The sequence below is a fragment of the Kouleothrix sp. genome (genome assembly GCF_046328425.1).
GTDB lineage: Bacteria > Chloroflexota > Chloroflexia > Chloroflexales > Roseiflexaceae > Kouleothrix.
This window is the reverse complement of sequence record NZ_JAXLWP010000008.1, coordinates 1-17,853: the sequence shown is the minus strand read 5'-3', so window position 1 is coordinate 17,853 and position 17,853 is coordinate 1. Positions and strand designations below refer to the sequence as shown.

Here is a 17,853-nt window from a genome sequence, read left to right as displayed (position 1 = left end):
GTGCGGCGCCGCTTCCCTCGGCGGCGCGCACGCGCGAAGCCGGCATGTGCCGGCTTCGCGCGTTTGATCAGGCCAGCAGCTCGCGGTAAAACGCCGTCTGGCCAAAGCTCTCTTCCAGCGATACCTCGATCGCCGTCAGGTGCGCGGCGTCGGCGCGCGCGGCCAGCTCGGCGCGCAGGCGGCCGCACAGGTAGCGCGCCATCATCTCCACCGTGGTGTTCGGCAGGTCGAGGATCACGACATCTTCGCGCGGGAAGCGATACCAGCGGCCCTGCGTCCGCACGATCACACCGCCGTCGGGCTGCTCTTCCACTGCCACGAGCCGGTTGGCGCGCGGCAGCAACATATGGTGATCGAGCTCGTCGGTCACGCGCTTCATGATCCGCTTCAGCGTCACAAAGTTGAACACATACGCATTCTCTTCGGTCGGGCCTTCAAGCGTGACGCCCAGCCGATAGTTGTGGCCATGCAGCGGCTCGACCTTGTCGCCGTCGTATGAGGCGAAGTGCCCGGCCGCAAACATCAGGTTATCGCGGCTGATGTGAATACGATAGGCGCCCATAGCATATGCTCCTGCTTGTCTCACAACTCCCCCGCATGCTATTATACGTGAGAGCGCAGCGGCGCGCGGCGCGCCGCTGTGCAGGATGTGCAACACTTGGCTGCCGCGCGCGTATTAGTAGCAAGATCGACGCTTCGGGCGCCGAGGCGGCGCAGCCGCACCCGAAACCTTCTGTTTGGCCGCCCCCACCCATCGCGGCGGCGGCCGGCCGAGCAGAGCACCCTGCAAACCGTAGGCGCACCCCTCTGCCACAATAGAAATAAGGAGTCCAGATGCGCAAGCTTGCCCTTTTGCTGCTACTTGCCATGCTTGGCGCGGTGCTCGCGGCGTGTGGCGCCAACCCGCTCGGCGGCGCCGACAACGGCACGCCCCAGGCGCCCAGCAACGCGCTGAAGATAACCATCGCCTACAGCCCCGAGAAAGAGGGCTGGCTGACCGATCGCATCGCCGCGTTTAACGCCACCAACACCAAGGTCGCCGGCCAGGTGGTGTTCGTCGAGGGGCTGAATAAATCCAGCGGCGCGGCGCGCACCGAGATCAAAAATGGCCAGCTCAAACCTACGATCTGGTCGCCATCGGCCTCGACCTGGCTCGAAGTGCTGAAGCAGGAATCCGGCAACCCCAACGTGGCTGCCTCGAACCGGCCGCTGGTGCTGACGCCGGTGGTGATCTCGATGTGGAAGCCGATGGCCGAGGCGATGGGTTACCCGAACAAGCCGATCGGCTGGGCCGACATGCTCGAGCTGATCAACGACCCGCAGGGCTGGGGCAAGTTCGGCCACCCCGAGTGGGGCCGCTTCTCGTGGGGCCACACCGACCCCGAGATCAGCACCTCGGCGCTCTCGACGCTGCTGGCCGAGTTCTACGCCGCATCGGGCAAGCAGCGCGACCTGACCGTGGCCGATGTGCAGAATCCCAAGAGCCAGCAGTTCATCCGCGGCCTTGGCAAGGCGATCAAGCACTATGGCTACAACACGCTGGTGTTTAGCGATAACATGCAGAAGTTCGGCATGAGCTATATCAGCGCCTTCCCGATGGAAGAGATTACGCTGATCGATTTCAATAAGAATAAAAACCCGCCCGTGCCGCTGGTCGCTATCTACCCTAAGGAGGGCACGTTTTATCACGACGATCCATTCATCGTTATGTCGAGTTCAAGTACGCAAGAGCAGCAGGCCGCCGACCAATTCTTCAACTTTCTGCTGACGCCCGAGAGCCAGAAGCTCGCCATGAGCTTTGGCTTCCGGCCGGCGAATGTCGACGTGCCGCTGGCCGACCCGATCAGCCCGGCGTTTGGCGTGCAGCCGCAGGGCGTGCAGAATATTCTGCCGTTCCCGCCGGCCGACGTGATCGTGGCCGCCAAGCAGACGTGGGCGCAGAACCGCAAGCGCGCCGACGTGATCCTGGTGATCGACGTCTCGGGCTCGATGGACGAGAACGGCAAGCTCGACCAGGCCAAGGCTGGCCTGGATACGTTCCTTCAGCGCATCCTGCCCGAAGACCGCATCGGCCTGGTGTCGTTCTCGAGCACTGCCAAGGTCGAGGTGCCGCCCGCGCCACTCGGCGAAAGCCGGATCGCGCTCAGCGACGCCATCCAGGCGCTGCGCCCGCAGGGCAAAACCGCCATCTACGACGCGCTGCTGGCGGCCAAGGCCGAGCTCGACAAGCTCCCGCCCGACAGCGAGGAGCGCATCAAGGCGATTGTGCTGCTCACCGACGGCGCCGAGAACGCCAGCCGCACGACGTTCGACCAGCTCAAGGGCGACTTCGACGAGAGCAGTATTAGCATTTTCCCGGTGGCCTACGGCGGCGAATCCGATCAGGCCGAGGCCGGCCAGACGCTCCAGGCGATCGTCGATTTTTCGCGCACCATCCTGGTGAAGGGCAGCACCGGCGATGTCGGCCAGATCTTCGATAACCTGAGCCGGTACTTCTAGGCCGGCGGCGCCTGCGCTGCGTTTCGCCTTTTGCTTGCGAGGGTGTATGGATCTCGTGCTGTATGCTCGCGCCGCGCCGCCCGACCGGCTGCGCGTGTGGGTTGGGGCCTTCGGCCAGGGCGATCCGCCAACGCTCAGCTGGTGGCTCGACGGCGCGGCGCGCGAGCCGCGGGCGCTTCTGCCGCTCGGCAGCGCCCGCCCCGCCGATATGCTGCCGCCCGGCGTTGCGCCGCGCGTCTTCACCGGCGTGTACGAGTTCGCCGGCCTGGCCCCCGACACGCGCTACACCGTCACGCTGCAGGCCGGCGCGAGCCGCACCAGCGTGCCGCTGCGCACGCTGCCCGCCAGCGTACCGAATGTGCTCGGCCAGTGGTTCAACGTGCTGCTGGTGTCGTGCTTCTACCAGCCCGAAGACGTTACCGGCGTGGCCGGGACGATCGTGTCGCAGCTGGGCGGCGCCAGCCAGCCACACCTGGCGCTGCTGATGGGCGACCAGGTGTACCTCGACCTGCCGACGCACTTCCTGTACCCGGCCGATGCCGCCGGGCTGGCCGACAAGTTCGAGGCCGACTACCGCCGGAACTGGCTCGGCCCCGAGGGCTACGCGCGCATCCTGGCGGCCGCGCCGAGCCTGCACATCCCCGACGACCACGAGTACTGGAATAATTTCCCCAACACCGCGCCGTATATCGCGAATACCTGGACCGAAGGCGGCCGAGCCAATTGGCAGCGCGCCGCCCAGGCGATGTACACGGCCTTTCAGCACAGCTACGCCGAGCCGCTCGGCAGCGGCGCCTCGCTCGATATCGCCCCGCTCTCGTTCTTCCTGGCCGACGGCCGCTCCGACCGCGATCGCGGCCGGATGCACATGCTCGGCCCGGCCGAGCTGGCGCGGCTCGAAGCCTGGGTGCAGCACGTGATCGACGCGAAGCTCTTCGGCGTCTTTGTGTCGGGGCAGACGCTGCTATGCGACCCGGCCGGGCTGCTGGCCGGCAAGCTCTCGGACTACGAGACGCCGAACTATGGCGATTTCGCGCCGATCGTGCGGGCGCTGGCGCGGCTGGCCGATGCCAACCGCTCGCTGCTGTGCCTCACCGGCGATGTGCACTGGGGCCGCACAACCGAAATACGCGACCAGCTTAGCGGCCGTACCGCGCTGCGCGAGATCATCTCTTCGCCGGTGTCGCTGGTGGATACGCCAGTGGCCGACCAGATCGCCGGCGCGCGCTCGGCATTCGGCCGCTGGCTCGGCGGCACACCCGACCCGTGGCCGCGCCACCCCGACCCGCAGCTCCCGCCGGCCTACTTCGCCAGCCAGGTGCTCGGTAATCGCTTCGCATGCCTGGCCCCGCCCACGCACATGCAGCGCGGCAACCATGTGGTGATGCTGAGCTTCCAGCAGAGCGGCGGCGGGCTCGACATGCGCGTCACCTACTACCCGCTGAGCCTCGACCCATCCGTGCGCCGCCCAACCGTCCTTGGCCCATTCAGGCTGCGCAACAGCCAAGGTACACTCACCTGATCGGCATTCTGCGCTCAAGCGCCACCGACTGAGCTTCGCCACCAGCCAAAGGACACTCGCATGATCAGCATTCTGCGCTCGAACGCCACCCACCCGAACACGTTGTTCAAAGAAGACGCGCGCCCCAAAAGCGAAGACAACCTCAAGTGGCTCAGCCGCCACGTGCTCGAAAGCGAGGAGATCAGCCAGATCGTGCTGATCGGCGGCGCTGATATCGCCTCGTTCCGGCTGCGCGTGGCTCAGTCGCACCTGCGCCACGACATGCACCCCAGCCACTGGTCGCACGCGCTGCTGCTCGGCCCGATCGCGCAGCCGCTGGCCAAGACGTCGGTGTTCGAGATCTCGCTCCAGCCGCCCAGCGGCTTCGGCTTCCCGCCGCCGCTGAACGGCGTGCAGCAGAGCCGGATCGACCAGTACCGCAGCGCGCGCGCCTACCCGAATATCGCGCTGCTGCGCGTGGCCGCGCCGCAGGCGCAGGTGGCCGAGGCGCTGAACCGCTTCCGCCAGCAGCGGCCGGTGCTCGACGCGCTTGAGCTGATGCTGCGCTGGCTGGCGTATGTCTGGGGCGTCGCACCGGGCGGCGCCAACCCGCTCTACGATGGCCTGGGCATCCCCTCGGCCGCGATGCTCGAGATCGTGTTTGGCGCGGTCGGGATCGACCTGACGCCTGGGCTCGAGAGCCGCGCCAGCTGCCCCGAGGCGATCTGGCAGGCGGCCAAGTGGTGGTATGAGTTCTACGAGCAGGAGCAGAACAAAAGCCTGGTGGGCGCCTACTATGTCGGCCACGAGCTAGGGGACGCGTGAGGTTGCGCGTGCGAAAACCAGCAGGCCTGAAGCCTCAGCGCCACGCCTCGTCGCCGTCAGGCTCGATCAGCAGCAGGGCCCGCTGATAGTCGAACGCGATAGCCGCAAAGCGCGCCAGCAGCCGGTTGCCGATATTCGCCCGGCCCGCCCGGCTGAGGTCGCCTTGCGTGGCCTGCGGCAGGTCGACCTCGACATCGCCGAGCGCGAGCGGCCCAATGCGCACCGACCAGAGCCCGCCGCGCAGCACCGTGCCGCCGCCGCCAAAGCCGGCCCCGCTGCCAAGCGGCGCGCCCGCGTGGGCCTGCAGACCGAGTGCCGCGCCCAAATCCGGCCCGACCGTCAGCGCGGCATTCGAGCCGGTGTCGAGCGTGGCGAGCGCGACGGTGTGGCCACCAATCGCCACGTCGCGCAGCGCCGGGAAATGCTCGAAAAATGCCAGCGGCAGTGCGACGCCCGGCTGCAGTGTAGGAATACCCAGATCGGGATGCGCCAGCGTCAGCAGCTCGCGGCGGTAGTCGATCCGCAGCGCCAGCTGGCGCAGCACATTGTAGCCCAGCACCACGTCGACATCGAATGGCGACCCGCGCAGATCGACCGCCGGCGCAAACAGATCGCGGATGGTCAGATCGCCGATGCGCAGCCAGGGCAGCACCGCCTCGGTAAACGGCACCTCGGCGCTGACCGCGCCCACCCCGAGGCCGCTGCCGCCGGTGTGCAGCGCCAGCCGGCGCGCCAGGCGCGCGTCGATCGCCGATGGATCGGTGCCGGTGTCGAGCATCACCCGCAGCGGGTATCCGCCCGGCCCCGAAGCATCGCAGCATACCAGCCCACCCGGCCGGCACAACGGCACGCTGGTGAGCCCGCGCGAGGGAAACTCGAGGCTTGTGCGATCTTCAATCAGCATAGGTGCCTGTAGTGTATGCACCGCAGCGCGCGCTGTCAAGCGCGCCGCGCTACCCTGAAGCGCTCGTGCAACATCGGCCCTCGCCCCCCTTACCCCCTCTCCCGCGCGCAGGAGAGGGGGTAAGGGGGGTGAGGTGCGGTCGCCGCCGCGATCGCACCTCACAGCCAGATGTGTTTCCCCTCCCCTGACAGGCGAGGGGGAGGGATCGAAAGACGTTGCACGAGCCCTGCGCTACCCTGGCGGCTTTGGGCATCCATACATCCGCAACGCTATGAAGCAGGTATGGTATAGTAAGCGCGCAGCATCCGCGCCGCGCCGCTGTAGCCGCAGCACGAGGAGCCGCTATGATCCAAGTAACTCGCAGCCGCCAGATCGCCGCCCAGCCCGACGCGGTGTTCGCCACGCTGGCCGACCCCGACAACCTGGCCGGGGTGGTGCCGCACGTTCACAAAATTGAGCTTGTCGAGCGCGGAGCCAGCCACGCCCGCGTAGTAACGCACATGGCGATCGGCCCGTTTGGCGATCTGCGCAGCGAAGGCACCGTGCGCTGGCAGACAAACCGCGAGGTAGTGTTCAACACCACGCGCCCGGTTCCGGTCGAGGCACGCTGGCAGCTGCGGCCCAATAGCGGCGGCACCGCGCTCCACGCGACGCTCTCGCTCGACCTGGCCGCGCTGATCGGCCCGCTCGCCGCATTTGTGCCTACCGCCGAGGTCGCGCGAATGATCGCGCCCGACCTCGACACGGCCCTGGCGGCGATCGCCAGCCGCGCCGAGATGAGCCTCCAAGAAGCAATCTGAAGCGTAAAGGTTCGCCGTGCTCGACATCCCCCGCATCCTGGCCGGCTTTGCGCTGAGCACGCTGATCGGCGGCCTGGCCTACTGGCGCCGCTCGCTTGACGCAAGCGGCTGGGCCGGCGCCATCCTCACCGGCACACTCACCTTTGGTTTTGGCGGCTGGACGTGGGGGCTGACGCTGATCACGTTCTTCATCACCTCCAGCATGCTCTCGCACTTTCGCCAGGCGCAAAAGCAGCGCCTCGCCGGCGAGAAGTTCGAAAAAGGCGGACGCCGCGATTTATGGCAGACGCTGGCGAACGGCGGCGCGGGCGCGCTTCTGGCGCTCGCGTATGGCCTCGGCGGCGAGCCGGCCGCGCTGCTGGCCTGCTTCTGCGGCGTGATGGCCACCGTCACGGCCGACACCTGGGCAACCGAGATCGGCGTGCTCAGCCCGGCGCCGCCGCGCATGATCACCAGCGGGCGCGTGGTCGAGCCCGGCACTTCGGGCGGCGTCACGGCCTATGGTCTGCTGGCCTCGCTGGCCGGCGCGCTGCTGATCGGCATCACTGCGCTGCTGCTGGCGCGCGCCGAGCGCGGCGCGTGGTTGCTGGCGCTGGTGCCCGCCGCCGCGCTTGGCGGCCTGGCCGGCAGCGTGGCCGACAGCCTGATCGGCGCGACTGTGCAGGCGATCTACCGCGCGTCTAGCGGCGGCGAGACCGAGCATCGCACCGGGCCCGACGGCCGCGCGCTGCCCGAGATCCGCGGCTGGCGCTGGGTGAATAACGACGTGGTGAATTTTGCCAGCTCGCTTGCCGGCGGCCTGGTGGCGCTCGCGGTAGCTGGCCTGCTCGGCCGCTAGCCCCAAAAAGCAGTTCGGGGGCAGCAGAGCTGCCCCCGAACTGCGCATCAGCAAGAGCTACGGCGCGACCTAGCCATTTGACGTGGGCTGCTCAGCGGGGGCCGGCTGCTCGGTGGGGGCCGGCGCGGCGGGAGCGGCCGGAGCCGCGCCAGGCGCAAATAGCGGCCTGCCGTCAGGCCCCATATCGGCCGGATTATAGACGAAGATATCTGGCCAGGGGCGGAATTTCGTCTGGAACAGCTCGGGCTCCTTGCGCACGCCATTCTCGACAATCACGCGATAAACGTCGATCGTCATGCCGCCGCGCGCGTGGTCGCTCTGGCGGCTGCTGCCCTGCGGCTGATCCGCGTCGGCCACGAACTTTGGCTCCGTCGGCGCGGGAATCTGGTTGTACACCCGCCGCGTCAGCGATACCTGCCGGTTCGGCTTGGTGCCGTACAGCGACACTTCGGCCACGCCCGTGCGCGGGTTCGACGTCGTCTGCATCAGCAGCCAGTGGCCGGTGTCGTTCATGAATTTCAGGTCTGGCCCGCCGGTGAAGATCGTCGCGTCCATGCCCGCGCCGTTCCCCTGCACCCCCATGCCGTATTTATCGTACCAGCTAATGTAGAATGAGTGGCCCCAGCGCTCGGTGATCGGCAGGCCAGCCCAGAATGCCGCGCGGAACAGCGTGGTCGAGTCCTGGCAGATCCCGCCGCCAAACTCGAGCTGGGTGCGGTTCTGGATGATCGCGTAGCCCTTCACGAAGCCGTTGTTCTCGTCGATCGAGCCGATATTATCGTTAAACGAAAATTCTTCGCCCGGCGCGATCAGAATGCCGTGCAGCAGGCGCATGCCCGCGCCAATGTTCTGGATGCGGTACGCGGCCGAGCCGGTGAAATCGCTGCGACCAGCCGCCACAAGCTCGTTGATGCCCAGCTGCTTGAGGTTGGCTTCGGTGACCTGCGGCGCCACCGCGACCACCGGCAGCACCACGGTGCGCTGCGGTGTGCCAATCGCCGCCAGGATCGCCGCGCGCGCGTCGGCCTCGTTCATACGCAGGCCAGGCTGGCCGGGCTTGATGATCTTCAGATCGCCATTGTTCCAATCGACGCGCGGGTTCACGCTGCCCTGGCCAGTCTCTTCGGCGATCCGGTTGACGCGCCGGTTGAGCAGGTAGGGGTTCAGTGCAACCGCCACGCGGTCGGTGCCGCTGCTGGCTGGCACACGCGCGATGTCGAGCATGAGCGCGATCTCGTCAGGCCGCCAGATATAGCGCTTGTCGGCGACGCTAAGCGTCAGCGGGGCCTGCAGCATCGCCTCGATCTGCTGGCGCGCCGTGTCGACAGCCGCGTCGTCGAGGCGCGGCGGCAGATCGCGCGTGCGCACCGTCGCCGTCTGTGGCGTAAGCGACATGAGCGCCTGCGTCAGCTCGGCGACGGTTTGATCGACCAGCACCTGCCGGCCGGCGCGCGCCGGCTGGGTTTCAACCTGCACGCCGTCGAGCCAGAGCTTGGCATCGACGGGGGCCAGCTCGAAGCCTGCGGTGGTGGCGGCGACATACGCGCGCAGCTTCTGCTGGTCGAACGACGCGTGCAGCGGCAGCTCAAGGCCGTTCTGCCAGATCGCGTAGACCTCTTCGAGGTTTTCGAGCATGCCATTGCCGCGCCCGGCGCGGTAGGCCTGGTCGATCGCGTCGGCGTAGTCGAAGCTGATGCCAAGCTCGTCGAGCGACGGCCGCCACGTCTGATCGCCAAATGTCAGTGTGAGCGGCTGGCGCGCGAAATCGGCGTGGCGCGCGCGGAGCGCGGCCTCGGCCTCCTGCGGCGTCAGCTCGCCGACCTGCAGCCCCTGAATGGAGACGTTCGGGTAGATCTTGCCCTGGTACGAGCGGTCGAGGTAGTACAGGCCGCCGCCGGCGCCTGCCAGCAGCGCCGCCAGGAGCGCCAGCGCCACGTACATGCCAATGTTCAGCCGGCGGCGCGGCGCCGATGGCGAGCCGCCCGCCTGCTGACGCCGGCGCGGCTCGTGCGCCGGCAATGCCCTCACACTGTACGGATCGTTGAGCGCGCGACCGGCGACGCCTTGCTCGGAGTAGAACTTCTCAGCAGACACATGAGCCTCCCGAACGTCAGAGCAACCAGGGGCAAAACTACGCTCGGCTGGCGTAGTAGCGGCGCGCCATGCCGAGCGCACAGATGTTGGAATGTTTGGCTAACTATAGCCGACATCCACCGGACGTGTCAATGAGCATCAGGTGAAAATTGCTTACAATTTGAGAGCAAGTTACATACCGTCGGAATGAGGCTCGGCGCGTGCCTGCTTGGATGGGCGCTAGCCCGAGGGTGGCGCGCGGCGCGACTTGCGCCAGCGCGGCAGGTTACGGATGGAAATCGTTCGCAGCCGTGCGGCGCGCGCGCGCCGCCGCTGGCGCGCGCGCGCCGCCGGCAGGTGCAGCCGAGGGCGGCGAGCGCCAATCTGGCGTATGGCGTCGATGTTCAGCAGCCGCATACGCCGCCGCGATGGCGGCGGCAGCTGCAGCCGGTCGAGCACGACCTGCGCGATCTGGGTGGCGCCGTCGCGCGGCACGGCCTCGGCCAGCCGCGCGACCGTCGCGGCGTAGGTGGCGGGATCCATCAGGCCATCGATCGCCGGCACGATCCGATCGGGCGTGGGGCAAAACGCGCCAAGCTCGCGGTTCAGCACCAAGTCGATGTTGCCGCGCTCCTGCATACCCACCGCTTCGGTCACAATCACTGGCCGGCGCATTACCAGCGCCTCCATCAGCGTGCCGGGGCCAGCCTTGGTGACAATAATATCGCTGGCGGCCATCAGCACTTCCATGTTATTCACAAAGCCATAGATGCGTATCGAAGGCCGCAGGCCCAGCGCCTCAAGCTCGGCGCGCAGGCTGGCGTTTTTACCAGTGACGACCAGCAGCTGCAGCGCGGGGTAGGCTTGTTCGAGCGTCAGTACTAGCTCGCGCAGCTGGCCCGAGCCAACGCCGCCGCTGGTGATCAGCAGGGTGAATGGGTCAGGCTCGATGCCCAGCGTGGCGCGCGCCTCGCGGCGGGTGCCGGCGTAGGCCGCGAATTTAGGATGCACCGGGAAGCCGGTGCGCACCAGCTTGCGCGCCGGGAAGCCGCGCCGCAGCAGCAGCTGGTAGGCTTCCTCGGTTGGCACAATACACAGCTCGGCGCCTGGGTCGGCCCAGGCCGAGTGCAGGCTCACCAGGTCGGTCACAACCGTAACGAAGTGAAACGAGAGCCGGTAGGTGCGGCGGGCGTTGCCGATAAGCCGGTTGACCAGCGGGTGCACCGAGACGACCAGGTCGGGGCGGGTTTCTTCGAACACGCGCACAATATTGCGGTGCGCCGAAAGGTAGACAAACTGGGTCAGCGCGTCGATCCGGCGGCGGCCGTCGGTCATCTGGAACATCAGGTCGAACACCGACAGCCAGCGTGTCGAGAGCTGATTATACAGGTCGGGCGCGTCCTTGATCAGCGGCAGCCCGGTGCTGGTGAGCATATCGACAATATGGCGGTCGACCGTGCCATCGGCTAATTGCGCCAGCGCCGCATCGATAGCGGCGGCGCCGGCGCGGTGGCCGCCGCCAGTGTCGGAGATTGCAAAAAGCACACTAGGAGTATGATCCACGCAGGGCTCCTCGTAGCCGCTGGCACATACCGGAAGGTGCCGCCAGCTTGCGGCCAGTATCCTACCATACAGCGTACGATCGTGTAAAGCTTGCATGGGTATGCTATAATCCCTGGGTGAAAATTATCGTGGCGATTTCCGGGCAAAGTCGACATGATACCAGCCCAACCCACACACACCTCGGCGCCGATCGGACGCTCGGCCCAGCCGTTACTGCCACTGAAGCTCACGCCTCCGCCGCTTCGCGACGGCGTACTGCTGCGGCCCGATCTGCAAGCGCTGCTGCCCGAGGTGCGCCTCCAGCCGCTCACACTTGTCGTGGCGCCGGCCGGCTACGGCAAGACGACGCTGCTCTCGCAGTGGGTGCAAGAGCTTCAGCGCACCAGCGCGCCGGTGTGCTGGCTGACGCTCGACCGCGGCGAGCGCTACCCGGCCATGTTTCTGGCCTACCTGATCCGCGCGTTTCAGTCGGTGGCGCCGCACCTGGGCGAAGAAGCCTGGCGCGTGCTCTCGGGCGCCTCCAACATGCAGCGCGACTGGCCGCTGGTCGCGGGGTCGCTCTGCAGCGATCTGCAGCGCATGCTGCCCACCACCACCTTTCTGTTCCTCGACGATCTCCAGCAGGTGACCGAGTCGGCGGTGATCGGCCAGATCCTGGGCTACCTGCTGCGTGCTGCCCCGCCGACGCTGCGGATTGTGGCGGCCTCGCGCCGCGCGCCGACATTCGCGCCGATCTCGCGGCTGCGCGCCGAAGGCCAGCTGATGGAGTTATCGCAGCGCGACCTGCACCTTTCAGCCGATGAAGCGCGCCAGCTGCTGCTGGCCCAGGGCGTGACGATCGACGACGCCGACCTGGCGCTGCTGCTGGGCCGCACCGAGGGCTGGGCGCTGAGCATTCAGCTGGCGGCGCGCGCGCTGGCCGGCCAGCCGACCGAGCGGCGCAACGATTTCCTGCAGGCGCTCGCCGGCAGCCAGCAGCAGCTGCTGCACTACCTGGCCACCGAGGTGCTGGCCGACCTGCCCGATGAGCTCATCGATTTTCTGCGGCTGGCCGCCATCCCCGAGCGCTTCGACGCCGCGCTGCTGGCCGAGGTGCTAGGCCGCGACGACGTTGCCTACCTGCTGGGCCGCGCCCAGGCGCTGGGGTTGCCGATCCTGCCGCTCGACGAGCAGGGCGACCAGCTGCGCTTTCACCCGCTTTGGCGCGAGCTGCTGCTGCACTACGATGCGCGCCCCGACGAGCTGCCCCACGACGAGCCCGCCGGCGAGGGCGCGCCGCCATCGCACGAGGCCAAAGATATCCACCGGCGCTTTGGCCAGGCGCTCGAGGCGCGCGGCGACCTCGACGAGGCACTGAGCCACTACGCCAGCGCTGGCGCCACTGGCGAGCTGGCCCGCGCGCTGCGCCAGCGCGCCTGGCCGCTGCTACAATCGCCGCGCCGCGAGACTGTGCGCCGCTGGCTCGATCAGCTGCCGGCCGATGCGCGCGAAGGCGATACCGAGCTGCTGTACATGTGGGGCTACAGCCAGATCGTCAACGCCCCCGACCTGGCTATCAGCGCGATCGAGCGCGCCGCCGACCGCTACCACAGCACCGGCCAGTTCGACCGTGAGCTACGCGCGCTGGCCGACCTGACGGCGCTGCTGTACCTGCGCGGCCGCCCGCCTTCGTTTGTGGCCTGCTGTGTGCGCGCGGTGCGCGCCGCCAACCGCGTGCGCGATGCGTGGTCGCGCGGCGCGGCGCTGGTAGGTGTCATGGCCCTGCTCTACACCAAGGGCCGCTACCTGGCGGCGCTGCGCGTGGCCCGTCAGGCGGCCGGGCACCCGCTTTCGCCCGCGTGGCACTGGCTGATGGCAATGCTGGCAGCCTCGATCAACAACCAGCTCGGCATGCCCTCCGATGCGCTCGGCATTGTCGACGCTACGCTGCGGCTGCCGCAGATCGACCACGACGACCGTATGCGCCAGAATTTGCTGCGGCACCGCGCGTTTGCGCTCGAGCTGCTTGGGCAAACCGGCGAAGCTGCGGCGCTGGCGCTCGACGCGCACCGCCACCTTGCCGACTACTATCGCGACGGCAGCGCCGGGCTCAGCGCCCAGCAGCTCGCGCTCCTGCTGATGCTTCAGGGCCGGATCGACGAAGCCTCGACTTACATTCTGCAGGCGCGCACCGCGTTTCACGACATGGGCGCGCTCGAGCCGCTGGCAGGCCTGCAGGCGCTTGAGCTCTACGGCCAGCTGCTGCGCGGCCAAGGCGCCCGCGCCAGCACCGCCGTTGGCACAGTGCTGCGCCGGCTCGACGAGGCGGAAGGGCTCAACCGCGACCTACGCCTGCGCCTGCTGCTGACGCTGGTGTTGGGTGAAGGAGGCCAGCCCGAGCGCGCACTGGCGCTCATGCGCGATCTGGCTAGCGAGATGCAAGCAGGCGGCTACCGCCTGTTTCTGGCCTGCGCACAGCTGTACGCGGCCTACCTGGCCAGCCAGCTCGGCGACGCCGAAACCCAGGCCGGCATGCTGCGCGCCGGGTGGGCAACCTTCGCCGCCGAGGGCCAGCGCTACCTGCCGATCGTGCCACCAGCCGCGCTACGCCACATCACCGTCGCGGCGCTGCAGCTTGGCCTGGCGCCTGAAAGCGTCAGCGGCGTGCTGCAAACCCAGCTACCCGAGCAGGCGCTCGACATTCTGCGCGGCCTGATCGACGCCCCCGACGCCACCGTGCGCACGAATGTCGCCCAGCTGCTTGGCGAGCTTGGCACCGCCGCGGCCTACCCGTCGCTGCGCGCGCTGCTGAAAGATCGCAGCGCGCCGGTGCGCCAGGCCGCCGAACAAGCCCTCGGCCGGCTGGTGTACCGGCCGCCGTACAAGCTGCGCGTGCGAACGCTTGGCGCATTCGCGGTATGGCGCGGCGACCTGGAAGTGCGCGACCGCGATTGGCGCAGCAGCAAGGCCCGCCAGCTATTCCAGCTGCTGCTGACCGAGCGCGGGCGCGCGTTGCCGCGCGACCGCGTGCTCGAGGCGCTGTGGCCCGAGATGGACTCCGACGCCGCATCCAATAACCTGCGCGTGACGCTGAACCGCCTAAGCAAGGCGATCGAGCCCGAGCGCCCGGAAGGCGCGCCGCCGGCGTATGTCGTGCAGCAGGGCGAGACATACGGCTTCAACGTCGCCAGCGACCACCAGATCGACGCAGCCGACTTCGCCGAGGCGGTTGCCGAAGGGCAGCGCGCGGCGCGGCGCGGGCAGCGCGCCGCCGCTATCGCGGCGTTCCGCAGCGCGATGGGGCTGTATCGCGGGCCATACCTCCCCGATAACATGTACGAGGATTGGACGGTGGTCGAGCGCGAGCGCCTGGCCATGCTGTTCAACGATGCCGCGATCCGCCTAGGCGCACTGCTGCTTGAAGAAGGGCTGGCGCACGACGCGATCGGCCTGGCGTGGCGCGTGCTCGAAAACGACCGCGCCCACGAGGAAGCGTACCGCCTGCTGATGCGCGCCCACGCGTCGCTTGGCGAGCGCAGCACCGCGTTGCGGCTCTACACCCGCTGCGTGGCGATGCTGCGCGAGGATCTGGCCGTCGAACCAATGGCCGAGACGGTAGCGCTCTACAATGCACTGCGCGAAATGCGCTGATGATCACTCGCTTTATGCTGGGGTTTGGTGGCTTCGCCGCCCTGCAATGATTGCACCCGTGGCGAAGCCACGGAGTGCACAATCGATACGGTGATCAAGCGAACAGCGTATGATACCAAATCCGGCTGATCGCTTCGATTATGGTGGTTCGCGGTTTCGCCGCCCCCGAAGTTCGTTTTTGCGCCCGCCTCGCGGGCTTTGCCGCACAAGAAAACACGAGTAATCAAACGGAGTTGGTATGAGATGCTGCTTGGTACAAAATCCTGGCAGGGCATACCAAAAAGAAAGTGATCAAACGGAGTTGGGCCAGAAACGCGTGCGCGCTACTCAAAAAAATAAAGACCGGCCACCAGGCCGGCCTTCACGCTATTGAGCCCGAGCTGCTATTCAGGATCGACCGGGGCCTCGAATGAGAGAAGAAACGATCGCCGACTGGATACTTGATCTTCGATAAATGCCAGCATATCCTGCACGCGCTCGAACTGCCGCTCGTAGCCACTGCTCACGTGCTGAATGCGCCCGCGCCACGGGCGCGCCCCGGACTCCACAGGCTCATCGACAACTAGTCGTAGCAAGAACGACTCGACTCGCCGGCCTTTCATTGGCTGGTCTCCTAACAAGGCGTATCAGCCGCAAAAATCGCTGACAAGCCAAGTATAGTTCCCAGCCATTACCTGCCGATTACCGTCGCGCGAGCGCCGTGACCACATTCATTAGGTAGCTCACGGTCACCCGGTCGCCGGGCTGCGGGGCATCGTAGGCGCTCTCGGGGCCGATACGCGCGCTGCGCACAGCGTCGGGCGCATCGTCGTGGGTGTACTCGATGTCGTAGAAGCGCGTGCCGTGGATGTCGATCAGCCGCACCGCGCGCAGCGTGGCCGGCTTGCTTCCGCCCATGATCATCGCCTGCTCCTCTTCTCTGCCTGGGGCATGTTTCAAAACCTGCTATGTGAGCTTTATGCCGTTGGGATGTTTGGGGGCGTCAGCGCTCCAAGAATGAACATTCTTTGTGCCGCACTATGAATCGCAAATCGCTTCATAGTGCGGCAAAGGCAAGCGTTTTAGGGCGGCGAAGCCGCCCCAAGCCCCACCACTAGGGTATAGCGCTCGCTTCCCGCAGCACATAGCGCCGCACGGCCGCCGCCACGCCACCCGCACCGGCCGCAGGCGCGATCCAATCGGCGATGGCGCGCACGTCGGGCTGTGCATTGCCAACCGCAACGCCCACGCCGGCCATGCGCAGCATGGCGATGTCGGCCTCGGCGTCGCCGATCGCCAGCACTGCGGCGCAATCGATCGCCCAGCGCGCGCACAGAAACGCCAGCGCGGACTCTTTGGTGGCATCGGCGTGGGTAATTGTCGCATCGGCGAGCGATCCGTCGGTGTGGTAGTGGCGCACAAAGCGCAGCGGCGCGGCGCCGAACTCGCGCATCAGCAGCGCCGCGCCAGCCTCGCCGCGCACAATAAAGCGGCTTGGCGCGCGGTCGATTGCCGGAAGCATCGCCGCGACATCGGTGCCGGTTGCCTGGATATGCGCGGCCGGGTGTGAGCGTGGCCGGTAGTAGTTATGCTCGTCGATCGTGGCCAGCAGTGGTAATTCCTGCTGGTCGGCCAGGGCGGCGATGGTGCGCGCCAGCTCGAGCGGGATGGTCAGCGCCTGTAGCTCAGCGCCAGCTTCGTCGAAGATCGTCGCGCCGCCATTGCACACCAGCGTACACGGCATGCCCAGCAGCCCGGCAATGTGCAGCGCCGAATCGCGCTTGCGAATTGTCGCCAGCGCCACGCGCACGCCGCGCCGCGCCGCCTCGGCAAGCGCCAGAGCATTTTCGGGAGGCAGCGCGCCGCGCTCGTCGATCAGCGTGCCGTCGATGTCGGAAACAATCAGGCGTATCATAGGGCATAGTATACAGCATGCCTTAGCCCACCACCACCACGCTGCGCGTCACGAAAGACCAATCGTTACTGGTGTGGGCATAGATGAACAGCATGTGTTGGCCAGGCGCGAGGCCGCGCGTATCCCAGGCGAACTGAAAGCCCGAGGCGCGGAAGCGCTCGTTGCTCAGCGCGGCCGCGACATCGGCGCGATCGAGCGCGTAGGACGCCTCGCCGATGAAGCTGCCCTGGCCGGCCGGGCCGTCGAGGTACAGGTGCACGTGGTCGACTCCGCTGCCGGCGCCGCCGGCGTGATCGACGGCCCAGCCTTGCACGGTAACGGTGCCGCTCACAGTCGCGCCGTCGGCCAGCGCATCGACGTCGATCTGAGCTGTTTCTTCATTGGCGGCGGCATCGTCGTGGGGCTGAGCCGGGGGCTGGCTCGCGGCTGCGGGAATGCCCTGGTTGAGCAGCGGATCAGTGTACGGGCACAGCTTCTGATCGCCACGGTACAGGTACATGCGCGCGCAGCTGTTGTCGTAGCGGCCGCGCCCGCTGTGGATGCTCCAGCCCGAGAGCGTCAGGCCATTGATCGGCACGTCCTGGCCGTTGTGCTTCAGGCCGAAATGCAGGTGCGGCGCGGTGGCGTAGCCACCCTCGCAGGCGGCCTCGCGCGGCGTGTTGGCGATATTGGCGATACGCTCGTTGGCCTGCACCGTGCCCGAATCGCGCAGGATGTGCTCGACATGGTAGTACACGGTAGTCCAGCCGTCGGCGTGGTCGATCTCGAGGCCGCACGACGAAGTTTTACGAATAGTTCCGGCGGCGGCGGCCACCACCCAGATCTGGCTGGTATCCGACTTCCAGCGCGGCCACGGGCGGCCGACGCTGAAGTCGACCGCCTCTTTATGCGCGCCGTGAATGCCATTGAACGTCCAGGATTCGCCAACCGGGAATGGCAGCTGCAGCAGGTCGGGCGGGGGCAGCGCCGGATCGGCGGCGGCGGCGGAGGCGGCGGGGAAGATCGCGAGCAGCAGGGCGCCTAGCAAAAAAGCGAGAGCAATTCGACGCAATCGACAGGCTCCTTCGGCGGCAACGAGGCCGCGTAGGCGCGCAAAACAAGACGCGCACAGACGAATAGCGCCAGCTTAGCGAGCGGCAGCAGGGCCGCTATGCCAATTCAGTTGAAGGTTTGGTTGCCATCGGTGCGGCGATTATACACGAAGTTGCGCTTCGCGCAAGTTGGAATTTAACGCGGCTTTTACTTACTCAGGGGGTGAATCTTTTCTTTTGGGCGGTCTCGGCCACTGCGGGGGCCGAGACCGCCCAAAAGAGTAGTTTCTGGGGG

General features: G+C 67.2%; 14 protein-coding genes. 6 read left to right on the top strand and 8 right to left on the bottom strand.

Annotation, left to right across the window (positions count from 1 at the left end; genetic code table 11):
* Window positions 1–67 precede the first annotated feature (67 nt).
* Window positions 68–562 (bottom strand): 6-pyruvoyl trahydropterin synthase family protein, encoded by a 495-nt coding sequence (locus tag U0177_RS08630; protein WP_409570207.1) that lies wholly within the window; start codon window positions 560–562, stop codon window positions 68–70.
* 272 nt (window positions 563–834) lie between these two features.
* On the opposite strand from U0177_RS08630, the gene U0177_RS08625 reads away from it, so the two are divergent.
* From U0177_RS08625 to U0177_RS08615, 3 genes are read left to right on the top strand one after another with little or no spacing between them, the layout of a single operon-like run.
* A complete protein-coding gene (locus U0177_RS08625; protein WP_409570206.1) occupies window positions 835–2,499 on the top strand; it encodes an extracellular solute-binding protein in 1,665 nt (554 codons plus the stop codon).
* 46 nt (window positions 2,500–2,545) lie between these two features.
* Complete coding sequence (locus tag U0177_RS08620; protein WP_409570205.1) at window positions 2,546–4,021, top strand: hypothetical protein; 1,476 nt, start codon at window positions 2,546–2,548, stop codon at window positions 4,019–4,021.
* Window positions 4,022–4,081: 60 nt separating this feature from the next.
* On the top strand, window positions 4,082–4,825 hold the full coding sequence (locus U0177_RS08615; protein ID WP_409570204.1) for a hypothetical protein: 744 nt from the start codon (window positions 4,082–4,084) through the stop codon (window positions 4,823–4,825).
* Between the two features lie 34 nt (window positions 4,826–4,859).
* Here the strand turns inward: U0177_RS08615 and U0177_RS08610 are convergent, their stop codons facing one another.
* Window positions 4,860–5,729: a retropepsin-like aspartic protease gene (locus tag U0177_RS08610; RefSeq protein ID WP_409570203.1), complete on the bottom strand. Its 870-nt coding sequence runs from the start codon at window positions 5,727–5,729 to the stop codon at window positions 4,860–4,862.
* A 344-nt stretch (window positions 5,730–6,073) separates the two neighbouring features.
* On the opposite strand from U0177_RS08610, the gene U0177_RS08605 reads away from it, so the two are divergent.
* Both U0177_RS08605 and U0177_RS08600 read left to right on the top strand, forming a co-directional pair.
* Window positions 6,074–6,529: an SRPBCC family protein gene (locus U0177_RS08605; protein ID WP_409570202.1), complete on the top strand. Its 456-nt coding sequence runs from the start codon at window positions 6,074–6,076 to the stop codon at window positions 6,527–6,529.
* A gap of 16 nt (window positions 6,530–6,545) precedes the next feature.
* Window positions 6,546–7,367 carry a DUF92 domain-containing protein gene (locus tag U0177_RS08600; protein ID WP_409570201.1) on the top strand — a complete coding sequence of 274 codons (822 nt, stop codon included), beginning with the start codon at window positions 6,546–6,548 and terminating at the stop codon, window positions 7,365–7,367.
* Window positions 7,368–7,436: 69 nt separating this feature from the next.
* Here the strand turns inward: U0177_RS08600 and U0177_RS08595 are convergent, their stop codons facing one another.
* Together U0177_RS08595 and U0177_RS08590 are read right to left on the bottom strand one after the other, a co-directional pair.
* Window positions 7,437–9,461 (bottom strand): VanW family protein, encoded by a 2,025-nt coding sequence (locus U0177_RS08595; protein WP_409570200.1) that lies wholly within the window; start codon window positions 9,459–9,461, stop codon window positions 7,437–7,439.
* 219 nt (window positions 9,462–9,680) lie between these two features.
* Window positions 9,681–11,003 (bottom strand): MGDG synthase family glycosyltransferase, encoded by a 1,323-nt coding sequence (locus U0177_RS08590; protein ID WP_409570199.1) that lies wholly within the window; start codon window positions 11,001–11,003, stop codon window positions 9,681–9,683.
* Between the two features lie 153 nt (window positions 11,004–11,156).
* On the opposite strand from U0177_RS08590, the gene U0177_RS08585 reads away from it, so the two are divergent.
* Window positions 11,157–14,633 carry a BTAD domain-containing putative transcriptional regulator gene (locus U0177_RS08585; RefSeq protein WP_409570198.1) on the top strand — a complete coding sequence of 1,159 codons (3,477 nt, stop codon included), beginning with the start codon at window positions 11,157–11,159 and terminating at the stop codon, window positions 14,631–14,633.
* A 383-nt stretch (window positions 14,634–15,016) separates the two neighbouring features.
* Here U0177_RS08585 and U0177_RS08580 read toward each other — a convergent pair whose 3' ends face one another.
* The 4 genes from U0177_RS08580 to U0177_RS08565 form a co-directional block, all read right to left on the bottom strand.
* Window positions 15,017–15,235, bottom strand: coding sequence for a hypothetical protein (locus tag U0177_RS08580; protein WP_409570197.1), 219 nt, complete (start codon window positions 15,233–15,235; stop codon window positions 15,017–15,019).
* A 79-nt stretch (window positions 15,236–15,314) separates the two neighbouring features.
* On the bottom strand, window positions 15,315–15,536 hold the full coding sequence (locus tag U0177_RS08575; protein ID WP_409570196.1) for a hypothetical protein: 222 nt from the start codon (window positions 15,534–15,536) through the stop codon (window positions 15,315–15,317).
* A 190-nt stretch (window positions 15,537–15,726) separates the two neighbouring features.
* A complete protein-coding gene (locus tag U0177_RS08570) occupies window positions 15,727–16,527 on the bottom strand; it encodes an HAD family hydrolase (RefSeq protein WP_409570195.1) in 801 nt (266 codons plus the stop codon).
* Between the two features lie 22 nt (window positions 16,528–16,549).
* Window positions 16,550–17,578 carry a peptidoglycan DD-metalloendopeptidase family protein gene (locus tag U0177_RS08565; RefSeq protein WP_409570194.1) on the bottom strand — a complete coding sequence of 343 codons (1,029 nt, stop codon included), beginning with the start codon at window positions 17,576–17,578 and terminating at the stop codon, window positions 16,550–16,552.
* Window positions 17,579–17,853 lie beyond the last annotated feature (275 nt).

Bases quoted from the DNA above. Each gene is read 5' to 3' on its own strand.
- U0177_RS08630 (WP_409570207.1), bottom strand. From the start codon at position 562: ATGGGCGCCTATCGTATTCACATCAGCCGCGATAACCTGATGTTTGCG.
- U0177_RS08625 (WP_409570206.1), top strand. From the start codon at position 835: ATGCGCAAGCTTGCCCTTTTGCTGCTACTTGCCATGCTTGGCGCGGTG.
- U0177_RS08620 (WP_409570205.1), top strand. From the start codon at position 2,546: ATGGATCTCGTGCTGTATGCTCGCGCCGCGCCGCCCGACCGGCTGCGC.
- U0177_RS08615 (WP_409570204.1), top strand. From the start codon at position 4,082: ATGATCAGCATTCTGCGCTCGAACGCCACCCACCCGAACACGTTGTTC.
- U0177_RS08610 (WP_409570203.1), bottom strand. From the start codon at position 5,729: ATGCTGATTGAAGATCGCACAAGCCTCGAGTTTCCCTCGCGCGGGCTC.
- U0177_RS08605 (WP_409570202.1), top strand. From the start codon at position 6,074: ATGATCCAAGTAACTCGCAGCCGCCAGATCGCCGCCCAGCCCGACGCG.
- U0177_RS08585 (WP_409570198.1), top strand. From the start codon at position 11,157: ATGATACCAGCCCAACCCACACACACCTCGGCGCCGATCGGACGCTCG.
- U0177_RS08580 (WP_409570197.1), bottom strand. From the start codon at position 15,235: ATGAAAGGCCGGCGAGTCGAGTCGTTCTTGCTACGACTAGTTGTCGAT.
- U0177_RS08575 (WP_409570196.1), bottom strand. From the start codon at position 15,536: ATGATCATGGGCGGAAGCAAGCCGGCCACGCTGCGCGCGGTGCGGCTG.
- U0177_RS08570 (WP_409570195.1), bottom strand. From the start codon at position 16,527: ATGATACGCCTGATTGTTTCCGACATCGACGGCACGCTGATCGACGAG.